Annotated in this window: 13 protein-coding genes and 2 pseudogenes; 6 read left to right on the top strand and 9 right to left on the bottom strand. The window is 41.4% G+C overall.

Annotated elements, in window-relative coordinates; translation table 11 throughout:
• The first annotated feature begins 437 nt into the window (after window positions 1-437).
• The gene (locus O1D97_RS13770; protein ID WP_269126429.1) at window positions 438-995 is read left to right on the top strand and encodes a hypothetical protein; all 558 of its coding nucleotides are present in this window, start codon (window positions 438-440) and stop codon (window positions 993-995) included.
• 94 nt (window positions 996-1,089) lie between these two features.
• A complete protein-coding gene (locus O1D97_RS13765; protein ID WP_269126428.1) occupies window positions 1,090-2,880 on the top strand; it encodes a hypothetical protein in 1,791 nt (596 codons plus the stop codon).
• A 28-nt stretch (window positions 2,881-2,908) separates the two neighbouring features.
• On the opposite strand, the pseudogene O1D97_RS13760 reads toward O1D97_RS13765, so the two are convergent.
• Window positions 2,909-3,367 (bottom strand): annotated as a pseudogene (locus O1D97_RS13760) (transposase); the annotation flags it as partial.
• Window positions 3,309-3,569, bottom strand: a complete 261-nt coding sequence (locus O1D97_RS13755) for a type II toxin-antitoxin system RelE/ParE family toxin (RefSeq protein WP_330221492.1) — start codon at window positions 3,567-3,569, stop codon at window positions 3,309-3,311. The pseudogene O1D97_RS13760 and the gene O1D97_RS13755, both read right to left, overlap by 59 nt.
• Window positions 3,570-3,664: 95 nt before the next feature.
• Here O1D97_RS13755 and O1D97_RS13750 point away from each other — a divergent pair, with 95 nt between their 5' ends.
• Window positions 3,665-4,279, top strand: a complete 615-nt coding sequence (locus tag O1D97_RS13750) for a LysE family translocator (RefSeq protein ID WP_269126424.1) — start codon at window positions 3,665-3,667, stop codon at window positions 4,277-4,279.
• 91 nt (window positions 4,280-4,370) lie between these two features.
• Here the strand turns inward: O1D97_RS13750 and O1D97_RS13745 are convergent, their stop codons facing one another.
• The 3 genes and pseudogenes from O1D97_RS13745 to O1D97_RS13735 form a co-directional block, all read right to left on the bottom strand.
• Window positions 4,371-5,105, bottom strand: coding sequence for a GntR family transcriptional regulator (locus O1D97_RS13745; protein WP_269126422.1), 735 nt, complete (start codon window positions 5,103-5,105; stop codon window positions 4,371-4,373).
• A gap of 188 nt (window positions 5,106-5,293) precedes the next feature.
• Complete coding sequence (locus O1D97_RS19705) at window positions 5,294-6,553, bottom strand: putative bifunctional diguanylate cyclase/phosphodiesterase (protein ID WP_341850062.1); 1,260 nt, start codon at window positions 6,551-6,553, stop codon at window positions 5,294-5,296.
• Between the two features lie 117 nt (window positions 6,554-6,670).
• Window positions 6,671-8,313, bottom strand: a pseudogene (locus O1D97_RS13735) (ammonium transporter); the annotation flags it as partial.
• Between the two features lie 528 nt (window positions 8,314-8,841).
• Between O1D97_RS13735 and O1D97_RS13730 the strand changes: the two are divergent.
• Complete coding sequence (locus O1D97_RS13730; protein WP_269126420.1) at window positions 8,842-9,912, top strand: TRAP transporter substrate-binding protein; 1,071 nt, start codon at window positions 8,842-8,844, stop codon at window positions 9,910-9,912.
• A gap of 84 nt (window positions 9,913-9,996) precedes the next feature.
• Here the strand turns inward: O1D97_RS13730 and O1D97_RS13725 are convergent, their stop codons facing one another.
• The 4 genes from O1D97_RS13725 to O1D97_RS13710 form a co-directional block, all read right to left on the bottom strand.
• Complete coding sequence (locus tag O1D97_RS13725) at window positions 9,997-10,893, bottom strand: LysR family transcriptional regulator (RefSeq protein WP_269126418.1); 897 nt, start codon at window positions 10,891-10,893, stop codon at window positions 9,997-9,999.
• Between the two features lie 118 nt (window positions 10,894-11,011).
• Entirely contained in the window at window positions 11,012-11,935 is a 924-nt protein-coding gene (gene gcvA / locus O1D97_RS13720) for a transcriptional regulator GcvA (protein ID WP_269126416.1), read from the bottom strand.
• 98 nt (window positions 11,936-12,033) lie between these two features.
• A complete protein-coding gene (locus O1D97_RS13715; RefSeq protein WP_269126414.1) occupies window positions 12,034-13,635 on the bottom strand; it encodes a BCCT family transporter in 1,602 nt (533 codons plus the stop codon).
• Window positions 13,636-14,019: 384 nt separating this feature from the next.
• Window positions 14,020-15,255 (bottom strand): M24 family metallopeptidase, encoded by a 1,236-nt coding sequence (locus O1D97_RS13710; protein WP_269126412.1) that lies wholly within the window; start codon window positions 15,253-15,255, stop codon window positions 14,020-14,022.
• Between the two features lie 352 nt (window positions 15,256-15,607).
• On the opposite strand from O1D97_RS13710, the gene O1D97_RS13705 reads away from it, so the two are divergent.
• Window positions 15,608-16,801 (top strand): aromatic ring-hydroxylating oxygenase subunit alpha, encoded by a 1,194-nt coding sequence (locus O1D97_RS13705; RefSeq protein WP_269126410.1) that lies wholly within the window; start codon window positions 15,608-15,610, stop codon window positions 16,799-16,801.
• Window positions 16,802-16,858: 57 nt separating this feature from the next.
• The gene (locus O1D97_RS13700) at window positions 16,859-18,307 is read left to right on the top strand and encodes an aldehyde dehydrogenase family protein (RefSeq protein WP_269126408.1); all 1,449 of its coding nucleotides are present in this window, start codon (window positions 16,859-16,861) and stop codon (window positions 18,305-18,307) included.
• The last annotated feature ends 22 nt before the right edge of the window (window positions 18,308-18,329 follow it).

Genomic DNA, 18,329 nt, shown 5'->3' with positions numbered 1-18,329 from the left:
GACGATTGAAAAGGCAACGTTGGATGGCACACTGAGTCACTAACAGGGTGCCGATGCCCATCCTGTGGTGAATCAAAGGGAGTTTATCTAGGAGATAACAACCATGATACTCAGTTGAGGTTAAATAGCAGTTAGAAAAGAATGGATTAAGTCATGACAAGGGAAAAAATATCAGGTAGTGAGACCTGAGGGCTCTTACTTGCCTAATACTTAGAATTCGAGTAAAAGTATTAGGCAGCAATATGAAAAAATCTAAAAACACGAAGGGTTTTTAAAAGAAACCTTTGAAGAGTACAAAAAAACACCGCGATTTAAACAGGGACGTCGCCAATCTTGAAAAAGCAAATTCCCTATAAATAAAGCGGCCGTTCAACAGACGGTTATAGCCATGGCTTCGCCACTGTATAACCGCTTAGTAGTTAGGTGCAAGGATAGGTATGCAGAACACTCTTATAACTCTGGCTCAATTTCATTATGAGCTTGGATATATTGGACACGACGAATACCGAGAGCGTGTTGATGTTGCGCTCTGGTTATCAGGCGAGATTGATGACGAAGATCCAAGGTCAGAACATCAAGAAGAGGAGCTCGATAATAATCGAGAACGCTGTGATACGATGAACGACGCTTTCGTAGTTAAGAGTGATTCGGGGGAAAAATTCCCTACGGGAAATGAAGATAATTGGCTAAAGTTTCTCTGTCTAAACATATGGGTCTTTACAAAGGCAGATCCAGACTCTTACCCGTCTGTGCCTCACGGGCATTACAAAAGTCAAAATAAAGCGTGGCCTAAACTAAACCCTTATACAGGTCGTGTTTTTAGCTCAAAACACCAGGAAGATAAAAGTCTGCGACTGTCTCAAAAAGAAATGAAGCTCATTTGGAATGATGAAAAGTTTAAAAGTTTTTGTCGTGAAATGATTGTTTGGTATCAAGAGCAGTTTCCATACTATGGGTTTCATGTACGGCACACGCTGAGATTTCCTCGGTGGTGATTCCGCCTAACAAGCGCATGTTGCCGGATTGGTTTTCCGCTGCGCTCCAAACCAGCCGCAAATGCGGGCGTTATACCTCTCAAAAGGATAGTTGATGTTTCGACGAAAAAAACATGAAGACTCTGTTAGTAGTGATACTAAAGAATTCATTGAACCACAGGAGCAAGTTATTCATGATTCCCCTCAAATATGCTTGTTTGATTTTGAAGATGATATTACCGAAACGTTAAAGGGGGCTTCATATAGCTGTAGCGAAGGAACTTTAGGGAAGTTAGTAAGGGTTCCAAATAATCAAAGAAATCAACAGCATTTTTTAAGCTTAAATTCATCATCCCCAGTAAATATCCATGAGTACGATATTCTTGCTTTTAATATGTCTTATTTCGAAGAGGCTGATTATGAAGATAACCAAGTTTCTTTGGATAACGTAACTGGTAAGGCCACATACGCTTTGCTGAGTGCTTTTCCGGAAAAGGTATTTAACCCAAGACCTTACGCTACTAGTATTTTATCCAAAGACATAAACGAGATCTTAAAAAAAGAATCTATTATCATCATTTTTGCAGACAAAAATGAGAGTGTTCATTATCAAGAAGTTGAGATAGGTTCTTATGAAAATAGAATCACTAAACAGCATGAATTAACTAACACATGTTTTTATGATGGATTTCCATACTGTTATAATAAATCTGGCCTAAAAATGAAAGCACCAGAAAAGGAAACTAAGCTAACTCCTCTTCTGTTAAAGTATTCTAAAGATGCAGCATATGAAATCGCTTTTCATCACCCGACTCATTGGGATAACCGTAAACAAGAAAAAGATAATAATTTCATTCCACTATTGGTAAACAATGATGATGAAATAATTTCCTTTTATCATGCACACTCCAAAGGAGCTGTTCTTGTATTTCCTGATATTAAAGATAAAAAAGGCTTTTTATTAGAGCTCTTTAATAATCACTTATCCGAAATGTTTCCAAATATATTTCCTTTTCATGGTCAATTTGGTTGGCTTGATAATGGTGACTATTTATTGCCAGGAGAAGCTAAATTAATTGAAGAAAGAACGGAAATTGAAAAGCAATATAGCAAGGCAGTCCTCAATAATGAAAATGCTATTTTAGAGCTAAAGGATGAATTTAAGTTTTTAAGAGACTTGATTTCCGAATCAGGAGATAACTTAGTTTCTGCTGTAGAACATTATTTGAAATGGCTAGGCTTCCCTAGTGTTATAAATTTTGATGATACTAACCCTGAAATACTCGAAGAGGATATTCAAGTAGATTGTGGTGATAGATTTTTGGTTGTGGAAATAAAAGGAATTGGTGGTACTTCGACAGATAAAGATTGCTCCCAAATTAGTAAAATACGTTATCGACGAGCAGAGCAAAGAGGTAAGTTTGATGTTTTTGGGTTATACATTGTAAATCATCAACGATACACGCCACCAGAATCACGATGTAACCCTCCCTTCACGGAAAATCAAATAAATGACGCACGATTAGATAAGCGCGGATTAATAACGACATACAGTTTATATAAAGCTTATGAACAGATCGAAAATGGCGTTCTTACCAAAGAAGAGGTACGTGAAAATTTATTTGAGCATGGTCTAATTGAACCTAAACCGACTAATTTAATTTCCCTAGGTAAACCAGCTGAATTCTTTATGTCAGGCCAAGTGGCTATTGTAAATTTACAGGAAACAAAGTTGACTAAAGGAATGGATGTATTTATAAACAAAAATGGTGTTTTCAATAAAATACAAATATCGTCGCTAAAAGTTGATGATAAAAATGTTGATGAAATTTCTGATGGGGAAGTAGGTATTAAGTTTAATGGAGTTGTTAAGAAGAACTCTGAACTCTTAATAAAAGAGGTATAACAAGTGACTATGGTGTCAATTCCTAATGTTAAACCATTTTAGGATCCCACATGACACCATCTCTCACCATCGAATTTATGATCACTACGAGCTTTCTGATACAGGCAATAATAGCGACCTTTTTAGGTTTTCCAGCCGCGACCATTCGATGATAAAACTCTTTGAATTTCGGGTTACATTGAATCGCTGACATCATTGCCATATACATTGCTGTTCTGATTTTAGGTCTTCCTCCACGTAGCATTCGTTTGCCTTGATAAGCTCCACTCTCTCGATTAAATGGCGCTACGCCAACTAAGGGTGCAGCTTCTTTATTGTTTACATAGCCGAGCTCTGGCATGTCGCTGAGTAGGTTAAACGCAACCACATTTCCAACACCGGGCACACTTTGAATAATGTCATTCTTGGCTTTGTGTTCATCACATTCTTCAATCAGTTTTTGTAGTTTTGAATCTACTTTTTCTATCTGATTCTTCAATGCCGTTAATTTTCAGCTCTACAACACCCGCCCCAACACTATTTAAATGCTCAATTGTCAGCGCTGGATCTTGTCCATACTGGATTCGCCTTAAGTCCTTTCCGAACTCATCCTGGATATCTTCAGGTAACGCCTTGTATTCGCGTTCAGCCGCATCGCTCACGAAGGCAAATCTTTTCACTTTTAATCCTTTGCATAAATAAAAAAGCATTGTACCTTGTAGCGAATATAAAATATCACAAAGCAAGCAACCGGACGGTTTCACCGCCGGTTCTTTAGGCGCCCCCACTCAATCAAGGAGTCCATATGATTAGCACCGAATTTTTAATTACCTCCCTAATCGTTGTTTTACTTCCTGGTACAGGCGTTATTTATACCATTTCAATAGGCCTTTTGCAGAACGCGCGTGCAAGTACATTTGCCGCGTTTGGGTGTACCGCTGGCATCATTCCTTCACTACTGGCCTGTATCTTGGGATTGGCGGCGGTGATCCATACCAGTGCATTACTATTCCAAATCATAAAATTTATAGGTGTTGCGTATTTACTCTATCTAGCGTGGGGTATGTGGAAAGAAACTGGCGGATTAGTTCTAGACGATAACGGTGATAAAGCCAGTATGCTCGCGGTTGGCACCAAAGGGTTCCTTATCAACATTCTAAACCCAAAATTGTCGGTATTTTTCTTGGCTTTTCTTCCTCAGTTTGTCCCTGCACAAGCCGAATCGCCTTTAATAAATATGCTTGTTTTAGGTGTCGTTTTCATGGCTATGACTTTGTTTGTTTTCATTTTTTATGGCTTGTTAGCTAACAGTGTCAGCACATATGTTGTACGTTCTCCCAAGATAATGAAATATGTACAACGTGCTTTTTCAGCAACATTTGCCATGTTAGCGGCAAAGCTAGCCTTTGCTGAGCGTTAAGTCATGGTCAAAAGGTATAATAAGTGCAGGTTGTCGGAGCCAATAATAGAAGCCATGGGTCATACGATCGAGGCGAGTAATCGAGGAATCATTAAGTTATTTTGACTTCATAGTGGAGATTTTTGCTGTGTGCACGGCTAATACTGTATTCCACTAAGCGACCATCCAGTGCGGTGGCAACTCGTGCGACTTCTAGCAAAGGTTGGCCAACCTCAATATTGAGCAATTTGGCGTCAGTTGCATTACTTAGGTCTGCCGTGATGGAGTCTACAGCGTTATGAATCGTAATATTAAACGTATTTTGATAAAAATTATAAAGAGCATGGGGCAGTGCCGCTTCTAGATGTAAATCCCCAAAATAATGATGGGGTAAATAAATCAGCTCTCTAATACAAGGGTCGCCATTAATGATTCTCACCCTATGTAAACGTATGACTTTATCATCACTTGCTAGGTTTAAGGCCAGTGCTACTTTTGGTTCTGCCCCCATAATTTGTAGGTCGATTATATCTGCTGTTGGTAGGTCGGCACTTTCTCCGAGATGGTGCTTAAAACGGAAAAAGTGAAAAAGCATTTCTTGTAAGGTATGTTTAGAGACAAAGGTTCCAACGCCTTGACGCCGAAAGACAACGTTTTCTTCGGTGAGTGTATTGAGTGCCTTTCTGACAGTGCCTTGGCTGACGTTCAGCATATCCGCTAATTGAAACTCACTTGGTAATACTTCTCCCGGTTTCCATACTCCTCCGACAATACGCTCAATAATGAGCTCTTTAACTTGCTCGTAAAGAGGTTTGAATTGTGGTGATGGTCGGTTTTCTTGAGTCATGGAACGCCTTATAAGAAAGAGAGGTAACCTATTGTTTTAGAATACAGAAAACACAGTAACAATTCTGCAATTATATGCAATTGCTTATTTGACAGAAAGGAGAGTATTGCAGACGTTCGCCCTAAAGGGCAATGTTATTGTAATGTAACGAGCTTACTTGTTACGGCAGTATGATTTTATTCGCGTGCTCATGGCTTATGGTAAGCATGTATGTTTGAATCGCTGAGTAAACGGGTTATGACCTCACTTGGCATGGGCTTATAAAAATAATAGCCTTGGAATATTTGGCATCCAAGCGATTTTAACGTGTCTACTTGCTGGCTGGTTTCCACCCCTTCAGCCACGGCCGTTAAATCTAAATTTTGGGCTAAATTTAATATGGTGCCACAAATTTTTGCGTCTTCAGCATGACTGGCGCATTCTTCCACAAAAGATTGATCAATTTTCAAAACATCAAGAGGGAGGCGTTTTAAATAACTGAGAGAGGAGTATCCCGTGCCAAAATCATCCACTGAAATTTGTATGTTTAGGGCTTTTAAGTCCCTCATAACCTCGATACAGCGTTCAATATCGTGTAGTAGCACACCTTCCGTTATTTCAATTTCTAAAAAATGCCCCTCCAGGTTATAAAACTTTAACCATTCCGAAATAAAGGGGACCAGTGAGTCGGACACGAGATGTCGTCCAGAGAGGTTAATGGCAACAGGTACAATATCTACGCCCTGTTGACGCCATTCAAATAGCTGCTTTAGCGCTTGAGTGATAACCCATTCATCAATTTTAATAATGAGACGAGACTCTTCTGCGACAGGAATAAAGTCGGAAGGCAAAATAAAGCCTTTAATTGGGTGCTGCCAACGAATTAAGGCCTCTAGCCCTAATATATTGTCTTTAGTCATAAAGACTTTTGGTTGGAACACCAGGTAAAATTGATCAGAAGACAGTGCTTCTTTGATTTCTTTATCAAGTTCGAACTTGGTATTCACTGTATTCGCCATAGAAGAGGTAAAAAATTGTGCATTATCTCGGCCTTTGTCTTTGGCGCAATACATGGCGATATCGGCCTGTTGAATCAGTTTCTCGGCATCAATCTCCTGGTTGTTTGACAGTGAGACGCCAATACTCGTTGGTATGGTTAATGACTGATTATTAAGAGTGACAGGCTTTCTCATGGCATCTAAAACTTGCTGGGATCGATACTTTAATTGGTGATCTGTTACTTCTTCCTGCATCATGATGACAAATTCATCACCTCCCCAGCGAGCAATAATATCGGATTCTTTTGATACCGAGATGAGTCTGTTTGCGACTTCACATAGGAGCTCATCACCCGCTTTATGACCCAATGTGTCATTGATGATTTTGAAGTTATCTAAGTCTAAAAAGAGTAAACCGACGTTGCTTTTTTTCTTAGATGCAAGAAGTAGCGTATTGACTAGCTTGTCCATTAAATAGGTACGATTATACAAATGAGTAAGTGGATCCCTATAAGCTAAAAACTTGAGTCTTTCTTGTAATTTTATCGGTTGAGACATATCTCGAATATGTAACGTGTATTCATTTCTTAGTGATGATTCATAGTTGGCTTTAGTAATGGTAATTTCGGCTGGGAAATGATGATTTGGGTCTCTTTGTAAGTGGAACGGGTTTCGTCGATTTAGAATCAACCCTCCAGAGGTAGAAAATCCAGACTTGAGGCTGGCAAGAATGACAGCTTGGTCTTCTTGTAAAATAAACAGTTCAATAAAGCTTTTACCTTCAACTTGTTTTTTGAGACACCCAAAAGTGCGTTCTGCCGCCGGGTTGAACTCAATAATCATACCAAGGTGATCGATTGAGACAATTGAATCCATAGACGAGTTTAAGATGGCCGATTTACGCGTTTCACTTTCTTGAAAACGGGTTAGAGCTTCATCTCGTTGGGTAATTTCAGAGCTGACTCTATTTATGACTTGATTATATTGGCGCGCAATTTGGCCCACTTCGGTAAAAGGTTCTTCCGGTACTGGGCTTGAAAAGTCAGCATTACTTTGTTGGTGTTGCATAGAAGAAAGTAAATTAAATAATTCCGTTGAAGCGCGGTGTTCCGCTACATTTAACCCTTGTTCTTCTTGCTCTTTAGTGGCGCGTAATGGAATAACGCGATCTATTAACTTGATCGCCACATAGCCTACTAGGAAGCAGTACAAGCCGATGCTGATGACCGCGAGAGATTGCACTCCCAATTGCTCAACAAAGCTGAGGCCATTATTAATTTTTTCTGTTTGGCCGAACAATGCAACGCTTAAGGTACCCCATATACCGGCAAATAAGTGGACAGGGACGACATCTAGAGCATCGTCTATTCTCCATTTCTCTAGTAATAAACTACCGTAATACATGATAGCGCCAGAAATCGCACCAATAATGATGGCATCACCAGGAGAAACAATATGACAAGCGGCGGTAATTCCCACTAAGCCTGCGATAGAGCCATTCATAATAAACCCAACTTCCATATAGCCATCTCGGAAGTAATGAATACCTGCGGCAATAAGCCCCCCCACGCGGCGGAAATAAAGGTGTTTAGAATGATCATTGGCACATCATTATTGAGCGTTAACGTGCTGCCTCCATTAAAACCAAACCAACCAAACCAAATCAGTAGGGTACCTAACGCGGATAGAGGTAAGTTGTTTCCTGGTGGTAATCGTATCCCTTCTTCAAACCGCCCTAATCTGGGGCCGATAATAATCACTGAAACTAAAGCGATCCAGCCGCCAACCGAGTGCACCACGGTTGCACCAGCAAAGTCGATAAAACCAAGAGATTCAAGCCAACCAGGGGAATTTTGAGCGCTATACGCACTTGCCCAGGACCAATGTCCCACTACAGGGTAAATGATTGAGCTCAATACGAGGGTAATGGCGATGTAACCTAAAAAGGTCATGCGTTCGGCTACCGCTCCCGAAGTGAGGGTCGCGGCTGTGCCACAAAACATCATTTGGAAAAGAAAAAAGCTTACCTCCCAAGCAGAATGATGTTCACTAAAGAAGAAATCAGTACCACCAAATAGGCCGGCAACAGAATCCCCAAACATGATACCAAAGCCAAAAAGCCAAAATAACGTTGTGGAAAGAATAAAGTCTGAAATGTTTTTGGCAGCGACATTGATACTATTTTTGCTACGAATACGACCACTTTCTAAACATAAAAAGCCGGCTTGCATCATAAATACAAGGGAAGATGTGATAAGTAACCAATAAAAATCAGACATAGACTCCTTTGGTGAGCAAGTGCACCATAATGGCGACCATGAAAAAAGCTTGCTCTATAATTGGGCGTATTGGTGAAAAATGGCTTCCCAGGCATCTAAAGGTAGTGCTTAAACCTTACTGGTGGAGAGATTAATTCAATTGTTGTGCCAACTAATGGTGAGGGCTAAATTGCTTACATGAAGACTAAACCATCCTATTATTTTTAACTTTATCTGCATAAAAATGTTTTATGAGCTAAATTTAGAGTAAATAAAATCGCTTAATAAAAGGCGAGATATGTAAAAAAGTGAAAAAAATGTGACTCTTTGGTTGTGTTTCAGGTCTTATGTAAGATATAAAATACATATGAAATCATCATGAGTATTGGTAAATACACATGAAACCAGTTGAAAAAGAATGATTAGATGCACTTATGCTACTTTGTTCAGCTTGTATAAGTTCAGATTAGCGTTACAAAATAATAACGGAGCTTCATAATAATGAAAAAAAACAATCTCTTAAAAACCACGTTAACGACGTTAGCACCGACTCTATTAGCAGCAGGTATTGCGGCTGCTTCTTTACCAGCAATGGCGGCTGACTTTAATATCAATGTTGTCCATTTATCAAATACAAGTGATGAAGATTATGATGGTGCTTTGGTTTTAAAGGACTATGTTGAAGCTCAATCAAATGGTCGTATTGAGGTGACTATTTATTCTGGTGGTCAGTTGTGTGGTAACGGTACTGAATGTATTGAAGCGCTACAAGCGAACCTAATTCAAGTGTTCAATACGACAACGGGAGGACTTTCTAGTGTTTTCCCTGAAATCCAAGCCCTTGATATTCCTTATATGTTCCCAAGTGATCGTATTGCTGAATGTGCGTTAGACAGCGAATTACTTGCTGGCTCCATTCGTAAAGAATTGCTAGACCGTACAGGCTCTATGCGCCTTATGACCATTGGTAATACGGGTGGCTGGCGTAACTTTGCGACAACGGATCGTCAAATTAAAACACCTGCAGACGTTAAAGGTGCCAAAATTCGTACGATTAATTCTCCGATTCAAATGGAGCTAGTTCGTGCAATGGGTGGTAGCCCAACGGCCGTGCCATGGCCTGAGGTGTACACATCGTTAGCGACAGGTCTGGTGGCGGGTACTAAAAATGGTATCACGGATATCATGGGCATGAAGTTTAACGAACACATCAAATACATGACATTGGATGGCCATGCTTACATGGGATCTATGTGGTGGATGAACGATGACGCCTTCAGTGAAATGCCTGAAGACTTACAAAAAATCATGTCAGATGGTTTTGACTCTTTGAGAATGGTGACCACGGTTATGCCTAAACGTCGTCAAATCGAAGCTTATAATGCGTTTAAAGCTGGCGGTGGTACCATTTACGCACCAACAGCAGCTGAAAAGAAACTCTTCCAAGAAGCCGCGCTACCTGTACGTGACTGGTTCAAAAACGAATACGGTGCGAAATGGATGGACATCACTCAAAGCGCCGTTGATGCCTGTGAAGCGTCTTTAGACGAAAGATACATGGCCGCTAAATAGCGTTCTATCGAAAGAGCCACGAATGGTATTTTTGTGGTTCACTCAATGCCCGCTGACTCCTTGAGTGAGCGGGCATTTTTATATCTAATGTCGCTCGTTTACATGCTCTAGCATGTGCTCCATAAAACGCAGCATTAACGGTGTTTCCCTTTCCGCTTTCCAAACCATGTGTATTTCAAGGTCAGGTAACTTGTCTGTAATCGGTCGATAAACGAGTCCCTCACGTTGATCGTACTGGGTTGATTCAGGCACAATGGCAATCCCAACGCCCGCGGCGACTAAGGTCCGTGTTGTTTGTGTCACCTTCGCAATTTGCACAATATTCGGCTGTACACTGGCCGCATGTAAGCTATTCATTATTTGATCGTAGAGAGAAGGGTGAGATGATCTAGCGAACATAATAAAAGATTCTCCCTTTAAGTCAGATAATGAGACTTCGGTTTTATTCGAGAGGGGGTGGTCTTCATGTAATGCTAAGAGGTTATCTTGGTGTTCGTAGTGACAATTTTTAAAGAGAGAAACGTCAACACTGGGATTTAAAAAGACAAAGGCGAGATCGATTTTATCTAAGGCTAATCCCTGTAACGCATCGACGGTACTCATACTCTCTAAATTAAGCGTTGCTTTAGCGTATTTCTTTTTAAAGTCACCAATACCTTTTGAAAAGTGCGGCGTTCCTGTTGCCCAAATAAATCCAACGGACAAATTACCTTCTTCGCCTTTAGAGACGGCTTTTACTTGCTCTTGAGTATTTTGCCACATTTGCAGCAAACTTTTTGCTTGGGGTAACAGGGCCTCACCAGCTTTAGTGAGGGTGACTCGCTGGCTCGTTCGATCAAATAATGTGGCTTCAAGTTCGTCTTCTAAACTTTTGATTTGCTGAGACAGCGGGGGTTGAGAAATATGTAAACGCTGAGCGGCTCTACCAAAATGGAGCTCTTCAGCGACGGTAACAAAATAATGAAGTTTTCTAAATCGCATGCTTTTATCTTTAATATGTTTTTTGTATTAAGCTATATTAAAAGATAGGTGAATTTAACTCGTTAGTCGAGTTTACTCTGTAGTAGGTAAGACGTTTGCTGTGTCTTTTTCAGGCTATTCAAGGCCAAGTTTTGGCTTCCGCTTCTTCCATGATGGATACCAACCACTTTCGAAAACATTCAACGCCCTTCTTTTGTCTAAAAATTTGCGGTGGTTGCAACATATAAAACTGTGATTGTGTCTTCATGGTTAAATCGACAGGGCACACTAATAATCCACTGGCAAGATAATCATCGACTAAGTTTGACCAGCCTAAAGCGAGCCCTTGACCATTCAACGCCGCCTGAATCACTAAAAGATAATTGTTGATATTCAATTTTCGCCCTGTACCGGCCGTTGGCGTAATATTGGTTTGTCTAAACCAGTCAGACCAGGTGACCCAATCTTCGCTTATATCCAAAGACAACAAAGTACCATGACTGATCTTATTTGGATCGGCTATCTCAGGGTGCTGTTGTAAATAGCGAGGACTACAAACAGGAAAGACGGTTTCACTAAACAAAGGCGTTGCATCTAAACCTTGGGGAGGAGTACGACAATAGAATAGTGCAATATCAAACTCACTGTTGCGAATACCTCTAATAGAGTCGACGGCAAGAATGCGTAGATCAATCTCTGGGTGAGCGGCCTGAAATTCACTGAATCTAGGTAATAACCAAAAAGACGCCATGGCATTGGTTGTCATTACAGTAACCTGCTGCTCTCCTTGCCATTGGATAATATTGCTTGTGGTTGCCGATATGCTTAATAATGCGGGCTCGATGCTTTGATAATACTCATTGCCCGTAGGCGTTAAAATTAAACTGCGCTTATCTCTAATAAACAGGGCTCGACCCAGGTAATCTTCAAGATGCTTGATTTGCCTACTAATAGCGCCTTGGGTGACGTTAAGTTCTGCTGCCGCTTGAGTAAAGCTCAAGTAACGGGCGGCGGCTTCAAAAGCAACCAGACTATTTAATGGTGGTAAGGGCTTCATGCGCATAAGATAGTACTCAAATTAAATGTAAAGAAACAAGAGCAAAAAGAACGCTAAGTCATCCTTAGCGTTCTTTTTTTGTTCATATGAACGACATGGATATGTTATGAGTTTATAGCATGTACTACTTCCTTGCGTAATGCTTTATGTATTGCAAGTGCCATCATAATAACAAGGAACGCAGCTGGTAACGCCGCACAAATAGTCGCCGTTTGGACCGTTTTTAGACCCCCAGCCCATAATAATCCTGCGGCAATAATACCAACCGTCAGCCCCCAAATAATTCTACTGGCTCTAGGTGGTTCTAAGCTTCCATGAGAGCTTAATGTGCAAAGAACTAAAGTACCTGAATCGGCAGAAGTAACAAAGTATGTGACCAACAAAAAGGTCGCTAATGCACTGAATATAGTCGCAATATTAACACCTGAATCGATTTCTATTTTTTCGAAGAGGGTGAAAATAGCTTGAGTAGAGTCGGCTTTTGTTGCTGTTAGTATATCGCCTCCAGTAAAAGCGGCCGCCTCTCCCGTGAGTTGTTGTTCAGTGACTTGAGTTTGATGGTTTTGCTTATCTTCATTCTCGTAATGCATAGCGGCGCCACCAAGTGTGGCTATCCATAAGAAGCCAAATAAGGTGGGAACGATAAGGGCACCGCCAATCAGTTCACGAATGGTTCTACCACGAGAAATTCGAGCAATAAACATACCGACAAATGGAGCCCAAGTAAGCCACCACGCCCAATAGAATGCGGTCCACCAGTTCTGCCATTGCGAATCTTCTTGAGTATCACTCCATAGACTTAAGCCAATAACATTTTGCACGTAGTCTGCTGTCCCTTCTAAGTAAATATGCAAAATATAGCGTGTAGGACCAAATAAAAGTACGCCTGCTAGAATGACAGCAGAAAGAATCATATTCCAAACGGAGAGAATTTTTATCCCTTTGCCAACACCTGAAATGACCGAGAGGATGGCAATAAAAGAAATGATGGCAATCATAATAATTTGATTGGCGATGGTGATTTTAACACCAAAGAGTAACTCCATACCGGTACTCATTTGTATTACGCCTAGTCCAAACGAGGTAGCAATACCAAAGGCGGTAATGGTGACAATGAGAATATCGATGGTGTTGCCTAACCATCCGTCAAGTCGCTTTTCTCCAAATAAAGGAATGAGTGCCGAGCGAATAGTAAGCGGTTTCCCTTTACGATAAGAAAAATAAGCGAGCCCAAGAGCGGTCATAATATAGAGAGCCCAAGGGTGCAGTCCCCAATGGAAAAAACTTAATCTTATGGCTGTCTGCGCGGATTCATTACTTAAAGGGGTTTCAGAGAAGGGGTTGCCTGCATAATGCCACATAGGTTCGGCAACAGACCAAAAGAGTAGCCCAATTCCCATGCCTGCACTGAACAACATGGATAACCAAGAACCTAAACTAAACTCTGGCTTTTCATCATCGGTTCCTAATTTAATATTGCCATATCGACTGACCATTAAATACAGCAAGAAAACCAGTATGGCTGAGGCCGTAATAAGATAAAACCATTTAAAGTTATACAATATGGCGGCTGAGACCTGAGTAAATAAGGCTCCAGCTTCTTCTGCAAGTATGGCGCAAACTATGACAAAGCCAATAATTAGCACTTTTGAGATCAAGGTCACGGTAGGGTCAATACCGCGAAACATCCCACTATTAATTTTCATTATGTGTCTCCATTGTTGTTATTTTAGATCGACTTAAGCTTTAGAGGCGTGTCAATGACGCTTTAAATGATTTCTAGCTCCTTTTGTTAGGGTTGAGTTCGTTAAAAAGAGCAAACAATATTGTTGAAAAGCCTGATCTGTATCAAACGACTTTTTGGTTAGATGCTTATGAGTAAATGTAATGAATTCTATAATAGAGGTTTTGAGTAGAGGTAGAACAGGCTCTTCGAGAATAGGGGATTAGCTGAACAAGAGGGCTGATAATGAAGAATTTTAATGATCAGAAGGTGAAGGTTGTCATCAATCTAGCCTATGAAGCATGATGCAAAATTTGGCCAAAAGTATCATGCCTACCTAACGGCAATGTTTAGGTAGGCATGAGTTTTACAACCAGTTCTCTTCCCATGGATAGGTCGACAATTCAATAATACCGTCTTTTGTTATTAAAACTTGTTGCTCTAACTTGATGCCTTCCCGTCCATCTTTGGCGCCAATGTAACTTTCGACACAAACTACCATATTTTCTTCGAATAGGCCGTCGTAACCAGAGCTGTTCCAATCGTTGCCTTGATGAGCAATGGCCGGATACTCATCCGCCAAGCCGATACCATGAGCAAGGCAGCAATATCGGTTTGGATAATATTCAGCTGGAATTTTCCATGCTTTCTGGGAAAACTCTTTATAAGAAAGCCCTGCTTTTAATAGGCTCATATTATATTGAACCTGCTCATAGGCTAACTGATAAATGTGACGCTGTTCTGGTGTCGGTGGCACGTGACCAACCGTCCATGCTCGAGAAATATCAGCACAATACCCATAAGGCCCTATGAGATCTGTGTCGAATGACAGGATTTCACCTGTTTGCATGATGCGATTGCTCGATTCTTGCATCCAGGGATTGGTTCTTGGTCCACTTGATAACAGCCGGGTTTCTATCCATTCACCTCCATGACGAATGTTCTCGTAATGTAACCAAGCCCATAATGCATTTTCTGTCATACCTGGCTTCAGTTCATCGTACATTCGCTGAATGCCTTTCTCACAGACTTGAATAGTCCACTGCATTAGTGCAATCTCAGCCGCGGATTTAATTTTGCGAGCCTGCTCCATTAAGCTATGACCTTCCACGACACGAAGGCCTTTTTCTCTAAGGCAATCAATACCTTCAATATCGGCTTTATCTAAAGCTAAGCGACGATTATCAGGGCTGTGCTGGGTTATAAGATGCGCAATTTCCTCGGCCCATAGCTTTACTCTTTCGTCAATGCGTGAGCCCGCGCCAAAAAAACTCCAATTGATGGCTGTACGAATTTCATCAATTTGTTGGTTGCCGGAGAGTAAATGTTCACAATTATGAAACTCCCAATGAATCACTGGCCCTTCCGCAAAGACTAGGGTGTAGCGAGCAAAATTGTGCAAAGTCCACACTTGCATATTGGAACTGTCTGTTGCATAGCGAATATTGACAGGATCGTACAACAAGATCGCGCCGCAATCATGCTCCACAAGTTGTTGTTTTACTCTGGCTAAACGGTATTTTTGAGCCGCCTGTAATGTTTCTTCTGCAACAGGGTTCACCAATGCGGCACTTCCAAAGGAGTCACGAGATATTTGGGTCATAAAGCCTTCCTTTAAGATGATTATGATGAGCGTATTAAGTGAGTAGTTCATCGTTAAGTAAAACGATAAAAACTCACGAGCTCATTATGAAAGCTCATCGATTGTTGACATTATCGACGACGGCTTTATTGACGAACGCTTTTACTTACCCTTTTTAATATCAATAGAAATTTTATCGTGTGCTGTGCCTATTCATCGAATAAAAAAGTTGATGAGTTTTTGTCATGGGTTTCTAGCGTAAAAGTCGTTTGTTGAGGATGCTTTTTCGTCAGTAATATTTACCTCGTAAACAGACCTGTAAAACAATAACAAACGCGCTCTTGCAAAGCGCCTATTTACTCGAGGTGTCAAGGTGAAAACAATTCAGCAAAACCGTATTTCAGTTGCCGATCTAAATGCTGTCCATCAACCCATTCATCAAGCCAAAGGCATGCCCAACGCAGCGTACGATGATCCTCAATTATTTGAGTTTGAGAGAGATCAAGTACTTGGAAAGACTTGGGCAGGTTTGGTATTTGCCAGTGAGCTTCCAAAAAATGGTTTTGCTAAACCTGTCGATTTTATGGGATTGCCTTTGGCTGTTATGCGCAATCGATCCGGTGAACTAAAAGTATTTCATAATATTTGTAGCCACCGCGGTATGGTGTTATTGAGAGAAGAAACAGAAGTAGAAGGTATGGTTCGTTGTCCTTACCATTCTTGGACATATGATCTCGACGGTAACCTTAAAGGAACGCCTCATATTGGCGGCGTAGGTAAGCATAAAGCGGAAGGTTTTGTATGTGAAAAACATGGATTAAAAGAAATCCGTGCTGCGGTTTGGAATGGTATTGTTTTTATTAATCTATCTGGTGATGCCGTTGATTTTGAAGACTTTATTCAACCGCTTGTAAGCCGTTGGGAGGCATTTACTGGGGCGGGTGGATTTGATCAAGTAAGAGTTGCTCCAACAGGAAGCACTATGGCATTAACGGTGAATTCAAATTGGAAATTAGCCGTTGAAAACTATTGTGAGTCATACCACTTGCCATGGGTACACCCAAGTTTGAACTCATATTCTCCTTTAGATCAGCATTATAATTTGATTGTTAATGATGATGCATCAGGGCAGGGCAGCTACACCTACAGTTTGTCTGATGTGGCTGGCACCAGTCTGCCTCAGTTTAAAGATTGGCCGCAGGATAAAATTCGTCAAGCTGAGTACGTGTCTCTGTATCCAAATATCCTACTGGGAGTGCAAGCTGACCACGTATTTTCAATTATCTTGCACCCTCAAGCGCACAATAAAACACTGGAAAAACTGGAGCTAGCTTATGTTGGTGATGAGGCTATTGGAGACAAGTATGCGGCTTGTCGAACCGCTGTCTTAGAAAGTTGGAAAGTCGTCTTCCAAGAAGATATTTTTGCTGTAGAAGGTATGCAAAATGGGCGTAAATCACCCGCTTTCCAAGGGGGCGTTTTTTCTCCTGTGCTAGATGGGCCTACCCACCACTTCCATCAATGGATCTCTAATCAATATTTGAACAGCAGCGAAAAATCTTCTTAACAATTCAGAGCGTATTGGGGTGATGTTCACCCCAAAATCCCTAGGGGTGAACATATTATGACGACTACAAATACACATTGGCATAACTTTATCGCCGGCGAATGGGTGGATGCGAAAGAAAGCACTCAAATCTATAATCCGGCCACAGGGGAAGTATTCGCTACGATAGCGTGTGCGACAAAAAGCGATGTTGAACGTGCTATTTCCGCCGCGAGAGCGTGTGTGGAATCTGGCGTATTGACGGACTGCCGACCGGCTCAACGGGCTGAATTAATGTACCGGATTGCGACAGAGATTCGTCTAATTGCAGAAGAAGCCGCACCATTGCTGTGTCAAGAGAATGGAAAGTCTTTGAGTGATGCAAAAGAAGAGTTTTTGATTGCTGCTCGTTACTTTGAGTATTACGCGGGAATGGCGGACAAAATTGAAGGTAAGTCGATTCCCTTAGGTAAAGATTATGTTGATTTTACCTACTATGAGCCTGTTGGCATCTCGGCTCAAATTGTTCCATGGAATTTCCCCGTGGATATTTGTGCTCGTTCATTGGCTCCTGCGTTAGCGGCTGGTAATGCGGTGATTGTAAAATCGCCTGAAATTACGCCTTTAGCGATGACTTGGCTGGCAACAGCGTGCACTCGTGCTGGATTACCGAATGGCGCGTTAAGTATTTTGAGTGGTCCGGGAAGGGAAATTGGAGCTGCCTTGGTAGCGCATCCGCAAGTCAATCAAATTGTCTTTACTGGTTCAGTGGCAACAGGGCAGAGTATTTTAAAAGCGGCTGCGGAACATGCCACTCCGAGTGTTATGGAGTTAGGTGGAAAATCGGCGGCTGTCGTCTTTCAAGATGCGGACATTGATGAAGTGCTGGAAAGTGTTCGTTGGGGCATCTTTTTTAATGCCGGACAAGTGTGTTCTGCTATGTCGCGTTTATTGGTGCATAAAGACCGTTACGCTGAAGTGGTAGAGAAAGTAGCCGCATTGGCACAAGATTTATCTGTCGGTGCCGGCATGGATAATGCCGATTTAACGCCTGTAGTGTCATTACAACAGCAGCAGCAAATACTGGACATATGTCAGCAGGCTGAAACTCAAGGTGCTCGCCTTGTTTGCGGTGGTAAGGCTCCTGACCGTGCGGGTTATTTTGTAGAAGCCACCGTGTTTGCTGATGTGACGCCTGATATGAGCCTGTTTACAGACGAAGTATTTGGTCCAGTATTGGCTATTACTCCTTTTGAAAGTGAAGAAGAGGCATGGCAGCTCGCAAATGCAACTCAATTTGGATTGGTTGCCGGTGTGTTTACGCATGACTTAACTCGTGCGATACGCGCTAGTCGAGCATTAAAAGCGGGTCAGGTATTCGTTAATGAATGGTATGCCGGAGGTATTGAAACACCATTTGGAGGCATTGGTTTATCTGGATTTGGCCGTGAAAAGGGTCAGGAAGCGCTTTATAGCTATGTAAATACAAAAAATGTGGCGATACGAGTCACGGCTGAGAATCGATAACGACGCTGTGAGTTGTTCTTGC

The organism is Marinomonas phaeophyticola, assembly GCF_026966905.1.
In the GTDB taxonomy this organism is placed as follows: Bacteria; Pseudomonadota; Gammaproteobacteria; order Pseudomonadales; family Marinomonadaceae; genus Marinomonas; species Marinomonas phaeophyticola.
This window is presented reverse-complemented; position numbering and strand designations above follow the sequence as displayed.